This is a genomic window from Mucilaginibacter sp. GW822-FHT03E02 (assembly GCF_058801545.1).
Genome location: NZ_JBXANJ010000002.1, coordinates 379,620 through 391,700 on the forward strand (window position 1 = coordinate 379,620; position 12,081 = coordinate 391,700).

At 42.4% G+C, this 12,081-nt stretch carries 7 protein-coding genes; 2 read left to right on the forward strand and 5 right to left on the reverse strand.

Features of this window, described 5'->3' with window-relative positions:
* Position 1 precedes the first annotated feature (1 nt).
* Together AC1RM2_RS28445 and AC1RM2_RS28450 are read right to left on the reverse strand one after the other, a co-directional pair.
* On the reverse strand, positions 2-1,483 hold the full coding sequence (locus AC1RM2_RS28445; protein WP_492988540.1) for a DUF5691 domain-containing protein: 1,482 nt from the start codon (positions 1,481-1,483) through the stop codon (positions 2-4).
* A complete protein-coding gene (locus AC1RM2_RS28450) occupies positions 1,483-2,790 on the reverse strand; it encodes an SWIM zinc finger family protein (RefSeq protein WP_492988541.1) in 1,308 nt (435 codons plus the stop codon). The genes AC1RM2_RS28445 and AC1RM2_RS28450 overlap by 1 nt, the downstream gene beginning before the upstream one ends.
* A gap of 177 nt (positions 2,791-2,967) precedes the next feature.
* Here AC1RM2_RS28450 and AC1RM2_RS28455 point away from each other — a divergent pair, with 177 nt between their 5' ends.
* A complete protein-coding gene (locus tag AC1RM2_RS28455; RefSeq protein WP_492988542.1) occupies positions 2,968-3,435 on the forward strand; it encodes a DUF6265 family protein in 468 nt (155 codons plus the stop codon).
* A gap of 477 nt (positions 3,436-3,912) precedes the next feature.
* On the opposite strand, the gene AC1RM2_RS28460 is transcribed toward AC1RM2_RS28455, so the two are convergent.
* The 3 genes from AC1RM2_RS28460 to AC1RM2_RS28470 are packed head-to-tail and all read right to left on the reverse strand — an operon-like array spanning position 3,913 to position 7,535.
* A complete protein-coding gene (locus tag AC1RM2_RS28460) occupies positions 3,913-5,145 on the reverse strand; it encodes a DNA cytosine methyltransferase (protein ID WP_492988543.1) in 1,233 nt (410 codons plus the stop codon).
* Entirely contained in the window at positions 5,142-6,119 is a 978-nt protein-coding gene (locus AC1RM2_RS28465) for an O-methyltransferase (protein WP_492988544.1), read from the reverse strand. The genes AC1RM2_RS28460 and AC1RM2_RS28465 overlap by 4 nt, the downstream gene beginning before the upstream one ends.
* 39 nt (positions 6,120-6,158) lie before the next feature.
* Positions 6,159-7,535, reverse strand: coding sequence for an ATP-binding protein (locus tag AC1RM2_RS28470; RefSeq protein WP_492988545.1), 1,377 nt, complete (start codon positions 7,533-7,535; stop codon positions 6,159-6,161).
* Between the two features lie 1,072 nt (positions 7,536-8,607).
* On the opposite strand from AC1RM2_RS28470, the gene AC1RM2_RS28475 reads away from it, so the two are divergent.
* Positions 8,608-11,997 carry a DEAD/DEAH box helicase gene (locus AC1RM2_RS28475; protein WP_492988546.1) on the forward strand — a complete coding sequence of 1,130 codons (3,390 nt, stop codon included), beginning with the start codon at positions 8,608-8,610 and terminating at the stop codon, positions 11,995-11,997.
* Positions 11,998-12,081 lie beyond the last annotated feature (84 nt).

A 12,081-nucleotide genomic window follows, 5' to 3' on the forward strand; every position in this document is an offset into this window, starting at 1 on the left:
TTTATGCGTTAAAGGCCTGCAGCGTTTGTTGCTTTAAGCCGAGTAATTTAATTAAGTAATTTTTGTTTTTATCCCAGGGAGCCTGGTGGTTCAAATCTTTGGGCACTATCCTTTCCAGGTGGCCCAGCATGCCCACCGGGATCAGCCTGATCATCCGGCTAAAATCGCCACGGTTATATTGATAAGAATAGGCTACCATATGTACCAGCGCTGCGTTTGTAAATTCAATTCCCCATTCCTGCCGGCAACGTAAGGCTATCTGCACGGTATTAGGGGCATCATTGTCCATAAACATGAAAAGATATTTATCGCGCTGCTGCACGGGTAGTTTATTCACAAATTCGGGATGAATCTCGGCTTTGTAAAAAAAATATGGGATCCAGCTATCAGCGTTAAACCTGATAACGGCCTTTGCCAAAGCGCCAATTTGCGATACAGCATATTTTTCAAAATAGCCCACCACATGCTCGGGCGTAGCATCAAACTGTTTTTCCCAAAACGAAGGCGGTACCGAAGCCATCAATTGGTAAATGATATAACCTTCATCATTTACCGAACTTTTTTGCCCGGCCAGTTTTTCTATCCCCGATTTAAAAATGCTTTCATCAACCGTTGCCGGTAATTCCTGCCGGATAGAGATTTTGGTCATCATCCCCAGCATAGCCTTTTCCTTTTTCAGGGTCACGGATTGCGCTAGTAAATCTTCATATTGTTTTACGATGGACGAGCCGGGAATATGCTTTAGCAAAATCAAAGCCTCATCTTTAACCTTCTGCGCTTTCTCGGCCAGCAAACTTTCCAGCCAGGGGAAATCGGCCGGGCCGCAGTTTGTTTTCAAAACTTTTAACAGCTCCACTTTGCTTGCCGCGTTTTCCTGCTCCCAGGTTTGCTGTAACCATTCCAGTGCTTTTTGAGGGTCGCTTTGTCTAACCTTCCTGAGTACCTCCGCCCTTTCGGCCGGGTTGCCGGTTTGCCAGATATCTTCATCGGGCAATACGCTAAAATAATCCCAGGCGGGGTTCAGCCTGCTCAGCCAAAGGCCGCGGTTGCCGCTGCACCCGGTTATTAACGGTCTTAATGATTTATCTTTTTCGGCCTTCTCCAACAATGCAGGCAAAACATCCGGCAAAAATAATTGCCCGGCTTTGTGGCATAAGGTTAGCCAAAGTTCCAATAAGGCATCATTGTTTTCGTCGAGTATGGCGTTTAAAACCTTGGCCGCTTTTTCAGTACAATAGGGTTTTGTTTCCGGTTGAGCTATGTTTTGCGGCAGGTCTTGTTTTTGCAAGGGCGTAAAGCCGCATTGCCTGTAATTGTATATTAAAGCTGCCTTTTGCAGGTATTTTGCTTCCTTATCTAAAGTTTCGGCGCTATCAATCGCGTTAGCAACAATGGCTATCTCCTCCGGTAAATCGGCATTGCCCGGCATGGGTTTATCGGTGCCCAGCATGGCGGCATTTATAACGTGTTCCCAGGCCTTCATCAGATAGCTTTATAATTGTTTTGATACCAAACCCCAAGCGGGCGATACTCATTCTCTTTACCAATAACGGTCATGGTGAGTGCCTCGCCGCCGCTTATGGCCATTAGCTGCCATATATTTTGATAATCCGGCGCTATTTTGCATAGGCCGCCCTCCTGGTCCTGCAACCACCATTGTTTTTGATACAGCACCGGCTTTAGCCCGGCCACTACAAAAGGCATCTCGCTCCTGAAAGGCAAACGGGCGTTTAGGTCCGACTCCTGCCCTGCCACCTGCTGCCAGCCGCTATAACTTTGTATCGCGGCCAAATCAACCGGCCTTACGGCATTGTAATTTTTAATAATTGCCCGGTAATGCACCGCCGACGGGAAATAAGCCAACTCGGCATCTAAATACATGCCGGGGCTTAACGCCAGCTGCCCAAACTGCCCCCTTGCTATAAACTGCAGCACCAACGCGTATTGATTGGTTTTGATGCCATACAGCCAGTTTTGTTCAACAGTAAGCTGCTGTTCATCGCGGCTATCCTTGCCAATTACCAGCCAGGTATCGGTAACGCCCGTTTGCTGTTTAATCTCCTCCTGGCTTGTAGTAAACCCAATAGCCGTGCGGATGTCTTGTTGCAACAAGGGATTGATATTGGGCAGATGCTGGTAACTTTCGGCCACCAGGTATAGTTGCAGTAGCCTATCCATAAAGCTGCTTTGCCAGCCTTCGTTCCAAAAATTAGTGGTAGCTAAAGCCCTCACCATCCCGGCTAAGCCGCCGGCCTGGGCATCAACCATGCGGCGGGCCATGTTTTCCCAAAAGTTGGCCCCTTTTTCGGGCATGGTTAAAATGCCGCCGCGCACAATATCTTTTATCCAAACCAGTAATTCGGCAATGCCGCCGCTTACTTTTTGCTCCCGCACCTGCTGCCGTTTGGCCTGTGCATTTTCGTCAACGGGCTTTTCGGCTTTCTCAACCTTCTTTTCTTCTTTTTCAGATCGTTTGCTAATCCAGTCGCTTACCCAGGCCGGCATATCGCCATTGGTAAATAAGGCCGGCTGCCGGGCGCATAAAAGCAACAGCCCCAAACCATGTTTACACGGAAACTTGCGGCTTGGACACGAACATTTAAATGCTATTGAAGTTAAATCAACCTGGGTTTGATAGGGTTTGCTGCCGCTGCCCTGGCATTCGCCCCAAAGCGCCAGTTCATTAATGCCTTTGGTAACCCATTTAGCCGGACCGGCCAAATCGCGCCCCGCCTTTTTTGAAGCTTCGTCGGGCGCAAGGGCGTATATCTGGTCTTCTGTTAGCTGCAAAACGGTGTTATTTATTGTGAATGTTTAGGTTTTAAAAATAGGAAGAAAATTAAATTATTGGCAAGTGAAATGCTTTTTAATAATACATTGATAATATTAAATTCTCGAGTATGTGGTTATATCAGTTATTACCAAAATACGCTGGCAGTACCTATATTTGTTCAAACCCTCGCCATCATGAAACCATCGTTGTTAGTATTGCTGCTGATCTTTTTTGTCAACACCGCTTTTTGCCAGGATGTAAACCATGATTTTAAAAAACTTAACTGGATTATTGGCACCTGGATACGCACCGGAATGAAACCCGGAAAAACGGGTACCGAAACCTGGAGCATAGCCTCATCTACAAGGCTTATAGGCAAAGGTGTTACCTTAAAGGGCACGGATACTGCGGTGGTAGAAAAACTGCAACTGGTGATTAAAGACAATGCTATTTTTTACGTAGGCGATGTAGCCGAGAATGCCGCACCTGTCTATTTTAAAATCAGCAACATAACCGATCATAGTTTTGTGTGCGAAAACCCTGAACATGATTTCCCTAAAAAGATAGCGTACACACTTACAGATGGAAAGTTAAAAGCCACCATTTCTGGTGATGGAAAAAGCATCGATTATTATTTTGTTAAGCAAGCCGCAGGTAATTGAGCCTGCTGTTCGAGGTTAGAACCATTATGTCTGTAGTTTGCAACTATGGTATTGCAATACTTTTTGCAAGGTAGTTTTATTGTTTTTAATTATGCATTCGTACAATCTATTATCCTGTATCTGGATACTACAGGCATAGTCGTCCGAAGCCTCTGACTTCGGACAGAACGGGAGATCTCAAATCTCAAATCTATTTTGGCGTACGCCGCCGGTAGAAGCGGCGCCAGGCTATTCACTCATACTGCACGAGGCCTTATTCACGGGCCGGTATCCGTTTCTATCCTTTACGCGAGCTGCGGGTATACAAAAATACCCGGATTAAATTAAACATCCGGGTGTTGCATATTCATTACTTAGCATGGCGTTTACCTATCAGCGGGCCACAAGGCTGGAGCGGCAGCGAAAAACTCTTGCGGGGCTGGGGTCGTAATTGCGTTATGACTTCTGCAAATCTTTGAAGTATAACAAATGAACTTATCACGATAAATCTAAATACTGTAATAAATGGTTCGCAATTGCTTTCGCCAATAACGGCGGTACGGCATTTCCTATTTGATTGTATTGAGATAGATGATTCTCACTTTCTTTACCAAGTTGCTTTAATAATTTGGATGAGATTTGAGTACGCTTACCTTTGAATACATAGCTATCCGGAAATGACTGTAACCTCGCAGCCTCTCTTGAAGTTATATTCCTAGGTTGAAAAGGATGAACAAAATTGGAATAAAATGATGCTGGGATAGTGTAAGATATCATATCCGGTTTAAGATGACGGTAATTTGAATTATATTCAGTATCTGAAATTACGCCATTTCCATTCCTTTTACGAACCTTCAAGTCATCATTGAGCTGATCTATCTTTACACCTTGCAGTATTTGTTCATACCGCTTCACAATTCTTGGAGTGTGAGCCATGGTAACATGGTTGTGAATAAAAATTTCGTTTCCTCTCAACTGCGCTTGGTAATCAGTTATATGTTCTGGCTGATTAAGTTCACATTGTTCAACCCCCTCACCAGCACGCAAATGCGGCAAGTCCCCAATTGCATCAATCACGTTAATCGCGCATTTTAAATTTTTAGCCGACCCATTTAATTTTAATTTTTGCTCGGGTAAATAATGCGAAATTGAAGGTGATGGGATTTCTACACCTTTCGAACTCCCAACAAAAAACACTCTTTCACGGCTTTGTGCTACACCGAAATTAGCGGCATTTAATTCCCAAATATTAACTGAATATCCAATGGCTTCAAAATTGCTTTTTATAATATCAACAACTTTCTCCCCCTTATCATTTTTTCCAGTAAGTATCCCCCGTACATTTTCCATCACAAAAATTTCAGGCTTAAGAACTTCAACCCATTGCACAAAGTTCCTAAACAATGAATTTCTTGGGTCTTTTGGGTCCTTTGCCGGACCGGCTAAACTAAATCCTTGACAAGGTGGTCCGCCGATAATAATATTCGGGCTACCATGGTGTATAGCATCTTTTATTTTTTCGGCACTATCAAATTCTCGTATATCACTATGAATAATTTGATGGCTATTTTTATTATTAGCTGCGAGAGTTTCAACGGCCCATTTATCGGCCTCTAAAGAACAAATTAAATCATAATTCTCATTGGCCATTTCAAAGCCTAAACCAAAGCCACCAGCACCAGCGAATAGATCAATTATTTTTATTTTTTTTTTAGCAATAATTTTGCTCATATCGCTATCTCTTTATACACCGGGAAATACCTGTAAACATTTGCGTACTTTTCTATTGCACTTTCACTAACTATACCTTTTAACGCTGAAAATGCTTTTTCTTTTATTTCAGGATCAGAATGAAATCCTGGTAAAAATTTATCAATAACTTGAATTTCACGATTAGTCAAATGAGGGACAATTATTTCAAAACTACCACCGGCGTCCTTCATAAAATCCAAATTTTTAAAATTCATCGTATCAATTTTTGGCTCGTCAATTTCATCAAAAAGGATGCCGCCAATAGTCAGCATAGCTTGACCATCATGATATAAGAAATTGAATATTTGTTTATACTTAAACTTGGATTTAGCCTCTAAACGATTGCGACTTTCTAATACGCTTTCAATTTCCTGCTGAATGACATTTCTTATAATTTCATAATAATCATCCTTTTTCAAATCACGTGCAAAAGTATTTCTTCTAATTCTATTTTTAACATCGGAATCCTTATTTAATTTACTCTTTATTCTGTCGTCAGTCGTTTTTGCACCAACCTCGTCCTTAATTTCAACATTAATGGAGATTAAAAAAACACTACCTGAAATGGCACGATTAAAAAAAGTAGCCAAATCAGAAAACATATATCCTGTTAAAGAGGATGTATAATCCAACCAAAGGATCGAACGCTGTTTTTCCAAAGGAATTTCTGGCAGTTTATCTGTTGACTTTCCAATTAAAATCTCAATACAGGAATAAGGAGAATTGAATTTGACCCGCGTTTCGGCTGTATCGTCGCCTTCAATACTTATTAGCTTTTGGATACCTAATAATTTATGAAACAAAGAAAAATCAACAAAATAGGTTGACCCGAAACCAACATACTGATAGTCCCGCAGTGGTGCCAAGATAGATAACCGACTTAACGCTTCGCAAATCATTTTCCGCTCTATATTTTTTGCACGACGAATTGAATAAGTCAATAACCTCGTCATTACGAGCTCTTTCTTTGGGAGTTTTTTGATTATTCATGATTAATCGCCTACTTCATTATCATAAAAATAATCAAATGATTTGCTACCAACATCGCTTGGTGAAGTCCCCCCAATTGCTTTCTTAGCTTTATTAAATTTCACTGTAGGTACCTTGTAACGGATAACTTGTAGGTCAGATTCCTTCACTGCATTTATGACATTCGGAAACTGGAATTTAGGGGTTAACTTCGCTTTCTCCTTTATAATATTTAAAATCGGAACACTTACCGCAGCAATTATTTTATTGTTTAATATTTGTTCTTTCTGTGGATTATCCTTTTCACGCTCCTTTTTTTGTCGGTTTAAAAGTAGGAAAACGTCCTTCATGATCTCTATCATCTTTTTCCTGACGGCAATATAATCCGCCGATTCTGGGTCTATCCCTGTTTTCGTAGTATTCCAGGGAAGCAGCGCTGAATCATTAGCACTAAAAAATACATACCCTCTAAAACCCCAAAACTGTTGATGATATTTTGCAACACCATCGCCTCCGGATCCTGTCCAACCGCTAACATCCGTGGTATCTCTATCTATTATTAATCGGTCGTTGCAAAATATATTCCAACCACCTTCCTCTTCTAACTCCTCACCAACACCTGCTAAAATTTCGACGTTTAAATCCTCACTTTTTTTAGTTTCAGCATTGACATGCTTAAAAGTATGCTTCCAAAATGCGGGTACAACTTCTTCATCGTATTTAAGAGTGATGGATTCAGGTTTCAAATCATTCTCGTTGATGCTTATAATTAACCCCCGGCTTATATTCAGGACCTGTTCTCTTGCGATTTCATCGATCAAATCATTCTCAAATTGGACTTTTTTGAAACTTTCTTTAGCATCTTCAGCTAAATCTTTTATTAGAATTTTTGTACCTGTTATATCTGCTGCGTTTTTTTCGTTGGCAACAACAGACGTAAATTTAAAATTCCATTCGCTCTCATTTTTTCGCCATGTGTTGACGGGGATGTCAATTGAAAATCTTGACTTCGGGGCAATAGATTCGACGTGTATTTCGTTGCCTAACTTAAAAAATGCCCTCTTCATTCCAATTCCAAATCTGCCAATTGAATGTTTTAGAAGTTTGTGTTCTTTGGGCTTGCCCAATTTAAAAGCATATTTTCTTGCAATTTCCTCTTCAATACCACTTCCATTATCCGTTATTTCGAAACTTTTTCCATCGCAAACGATATTAATTTTATAACCGATTAAGCTATCGTTACTTGCTTTAGACTTGATTGCGTCAACAGAATTATCGACTAAATCGCCTATGGCATCTTTCAAGGAGATATCTTTGATGAGCATCGTAATGAAAAAATCCTTAGTAGGATCTCCGCTTACTTCAAGCTTAAGTTGCATTTGTGCAGGGTTATTCGCCATCGCCATTTAGGTTTAGACTCGAAATCTATAAAAAATAAACTAATTAATATTATAACGTTGGAAATTATTAATTTTTTCTACGACAACAGTTACATGAGCGAGAATATGGACATCCGGCGTGCCAAAATATTCCTTCCGTTTTCCGACAGGTAAAATCAATAATTTCTCGAAAACATCTTGCACTATATCTCTGCTCAACTCTTTATGCTATAAGCAATTAGACGCCAACAACAGTAATCGATTTTTAAATCTACCATATAATTCGCCAACAGCATAACTACGACCTTCAATAAAAAATAGGCAATCTTTTCGTTAGGTGCTCAAAGATGAATAAAACGGGGCAGTTTCTAAATTATATTTCACCTAAGCTGGCGTACGCGTGCCGCGTGTCCAGATTGTTTAGCACAATTATCGTCGCTTACGAAAAAGCCAAGCTCTGTTTAGGTTAAAAATATTAACTACGGGTAGTGTACCACCCCGTACCAAGGTGTACCACCAAAACCGGTACACACACTTTGTTGGTTATACATTAGTACTTAAAAAGCTCCCATATATCACATGGCAGCCACCCAAATCCAAACGCACAGGGCTTGCGCTAAAATTAATAATACGCAACGCTTAAATTTTTGTCAATACCAACAAATAAACCGATTTAGCAAATTATTTACCAGAAAGGATTTAACACTTCAGAAAAATCGGTTTAGCATACCCGCAGCTTGCGTTAAGGATTGACGTGGAAAGCCCGGAGCACGTGTTGGCCGTGGGGCCAATGGCCTGCGAGGACTTGTAACAGAAAGCCTGACCGCCGCTTCTACCAGCGGGGGGAACGCCCAGGAGGAGAGTCAAGAGATTAGAGTCAAGAATCAAGATGAAATCGCGACGGTTGAAAAATAGCGTCAGATAGCTGGGCGGCGATATCTCTGCCTGTTTTCGCCCGCTGTTCGATTTCCGGACAGGACGTTCAGCACACGCAATATTTATGACAGTCTTGTTATCAAAAATTCATCACACGCATACCCCTACTTTCGGCAATTGTTAAGATATTTACCCAAAACACACCGGGGGAATTATATTGGATACCGTAGCTATTTATGAGGATGATGAGCATGAGGGCCATACTTATATTTTAGATTTGCCTTTTGCGGCCATTACCGATACCGCTATTCTCCAACGGTCGGGCGGTGGTTTTGACAATCATCCCTCCTATTATAAACAGATCGTGCCCGAGGTTATAGATATTGACAGCGGTGTGTTTTACCATGAGTTTGATGGCGATAACTTTCCGGAGGTTACCGTAGTGCAAAACAACAGCCAGCTGCTGTTAACCTGTGGCTGTAATGCCAGCCACGGCAGGCTTTGCGCACACCAAACTGCAGTACTTTGCGCACTTGTTAAAAAGAACGAGCTGCGCATTTATTTTGATGCCCGCCTGCGCCACGAAAAACTACGGAAAGTTGCCCTTGATTACGGCCTGGAAAATGAGCCCGACCTGGATGCTTTTTTGAAGGTGATGTATACCGATAAACAGTCGGTGATTGTTCCGCACCTGCCATCGCTCATTCCGGTTACCAAAGATAGCCTGGCCCAGTACGGCGAAATGCTGCTGCCCCCTGATGCGGCAATTACCGATAAGGCCGATGGCGATACAGGCCAATCAATGTGTATTGTTTTAAAGCAGCACAAATATTATAAATACCTGTTTGTGGAGCTGTACAGCGCGCAAATTACCAAAGAGGGCAAAATTAAAAACCCGCTTACGCTGATAAACCCTTTAGACCAGATATGGAGTACGGACGACCATGAGCAGATCAAATTTTTTACGGGGATAAATAAGTTTCAAAACCATATTAACAGTAAACGGTCGGCAGCCGATATATTAGCTTTAAAGGCAATTATCAAAAACCCGCTGCAATATGATTTTTATTACCACAACACCGAGGTATCTGATAATATTACGGCATCATCTATTGTGCCCGTTGAGGTGGGTTTGCTGCCGCAAAATGTAAACCTGGATATTAAACCGCGGGGGCCTTTTTATGAATTTTCGGGCCAGCTTAAAATTGATGGCGAGGTGCATCAGCTTAAAGACCTGGGCATCCGGTTCGGTTATTTTATTTTGGCCAAGGATAAGCTTTACCTGGCAGATAACCTTCAACTACTGGGCATTATCGACCTGATGCGCAAACGGCCCGAGAACCTGCTTATCCATCACTCCAAATACAAGGAGTTTAAAACACAGCTGCTCACCAAACTGGAAGACAGGATCAGCATTGCCTATCAGCATATAAAACCGGCCACGCAGGCCCAGCTAATGCAACAAGGCTTTGACGCCGAAACAGAACAGATCATTTACCTGTCGGATTTTGGCAGCCATGTGATGATCATCCCCGTAATGCGCTATGGCGAGGCCGAAATTCCGGTGCGTACCAAACGCACCATTCACGGGCTTGACCATAAAGGCAACGAATTTATTGTAAAACGCGACGACGATGCCGAGGTAGCCCTAACCGCCTTACTGGTAAGGCAGCACCCCTATTTTGAAGAACAACTGGATAACGACCTGCATTATTTTTACCTGCACAAAAGGCATTTTTTACAGGAGGAATGGTTTTTAAACGTATTTGAAGACTGGCGGCAGCATGGCATTACCGTTTTAGGCTTTAACGAACTGGAGGGGAATAAGCTAAACCCTAACAAGGTAAACATCACCATCAGGGTATTAAGCGGCATCAACTGGTTTAATACCGAAATAGGCATCCGCTTTGGCAAAACAAAAACCAGCCTAAAACGGGTACAAAAAGCGGTACGCAACAAAAGTAAATACATCCAGCTTGACGATGGCACCCTGGGCATTTTGCCTTTGGATTGGATAGAAAAATTTACCAAATACTTTAACGCCGGCGAAGTAACCGACGAGGACATTTTAAGCATCCACAAAATAAATTATACCGCCATTGCCGAACTGTTTGACCAGCAGGTAATGGACGAAGAAGTAAAAGCCGAGTTATACACCTACCGTGAAAAGTTAGCCAATTTTGACAAGATAGCGCATGTAGAGGTTTCGGCAGATTTGAAGGCTACGCTTCGTCCTTACCAGCAGCAGGGATTAAATTGGCTCAACTTTTTGGATGATTTTAATTTTGGCGGATGCCTTGCCGATGATATGGGCCTGGGTAAAACCATGCAGATCATCGCGTTCATATTATCGCAACGCAAAAAAAGCGAACGCAATACCAATTTGCTGGTGGTGCCTACGTCCATCATTTTTAACTGGCAGGCCGAGGTTAAAAAGTTTGCCCCATCCATCAGGATGCACACCATTTACGGAGCCGACAGGATAAAAAGCACGGCCGATTTTGATGGCTACGAAATTATCCTGACATCGTACGGCACCCTGCTGGCCGATATTAACTTTTTAAAGCATTACCAATTTAACTACGTTTTTTTAGACGAATCGCAACAGATAAAAAATCCCGATTCGCAGCGGTACAAAGCGGCACGCCTGTTAAAATCGCGCAACCGGATCACCATTACAGGCACTCCCATCGAAAATAACACTTTCGATATTTACGGACAGCTATCATTCGCCTGCCCGGGTTTACTGGGAACAAAGCAATATTTTAAAGATATCTACGCTGTGCCGATAGATAAATTTAAAAGCCACAAACGCGCCGCCGAACTGCAGCATAAAATAAAACCCTTTGTTTTGCGCCGCACCAAGCAACAGGTAGCCGCCGAACTGCCCGAAAAAACCGAAATGGTTTTGTATTGCGAAATGAAGGATCAGCAACGCAAAATTTACGATGCGTACGAAAAGGAATTCCGCGAATACATCTCGGCTACAACCAGCGACGAGTTGCGAAAAACGCCGATGAATGTACTTAAAGGGTTAACCAAATTGAGGCAGATCTGTGATTCGCCATTACTTATTGAGGGCGAGAAATTGCCGGGTAATGAATCGGCAAAGATTGATATGCTGATTGAGCAGATTGAGAGTAAACAGCATCAGCATAAAATACTGGTATTCTCGCAATTTGTATCGATGCTGGAACTCATCAAAAAAGAATTGGTGAGTCGTAAAATTGAATTCAGCTGGCTCACCGGCAGCACCCGTAACCGCGAAGCTGCCGTGAATGAATTTCAAAACAACCCGAAGATCAGCGTATTCCTCATCAGCCTGAAAGCAGGTGGTACAGGCCTTAATTTAACCGAAGCCGATTACGTATACCTGGTAGACCCCTGGTGGAACCCCGCCGTTGAAAACCAGGCGATCGACAGATCGCACCGCATAGGCCAAAACAAGCACGTGGTAGCCGTAAGGATGATTTGCCCCGATACTGTGGAAGAAAAAATAATGCAGATGCAGGACTTTAAACGTAGCCTGGCCGATAATTTGGTTAATACCGATGGCTCGTTTTTACAATCCATGTCGAAAACGGATCTGTTGGGAATTTTGGGGTAATTCGGTGGCGAGTTGCGAGTTGCCGGTTTTACGCCGTTATAACTATTGACCAATGACGAATGACCAATGACGCGAAGCAAATGA

What these genes read in the sequence shown, in the direction of transcription:
- AC1RM2_RS28445 (WP_492988540.1), bottom strand. Translation starts at nt 1,483, where the DNA reads ATGAAGGCCTGGGAACACGTTATAAATGCCGCCATGCTGGGCACCGAT.
- AC1RM2_RS28455 (WP_492988542.1), top strand. Translation starts at nt 2,968, where the DNA reads ATGAAACCATCGTTGTTAGTATTGCTGCTGATCTTTTTTGTCAACACC.
- AC1RM2_RS28460 (WP_492988543.1), bottom strand. Translation starts at nt 5,145, where the DNA reads ATGAGCAAAATTATTGCTAAAAAAAAAATAAAAATAATTGATCTATTC.
- AC1RM2_RS28465 (WP_492988544.1), bottom strand. Translation starts at nt 6,119, where the DNA reads ATGACGAGGTTATTGACTTATTCAATTCGTCGTGCAAAAAATATAGAG.
- AC1RM2_RS28470 (WP_492988545.1), bottom strand. Translation starts at nt 7,535, where the DNA reads ATGGCGAATAACCCTGCACAAATGCAACTTAAGCTTGAAGTAAGCGGA.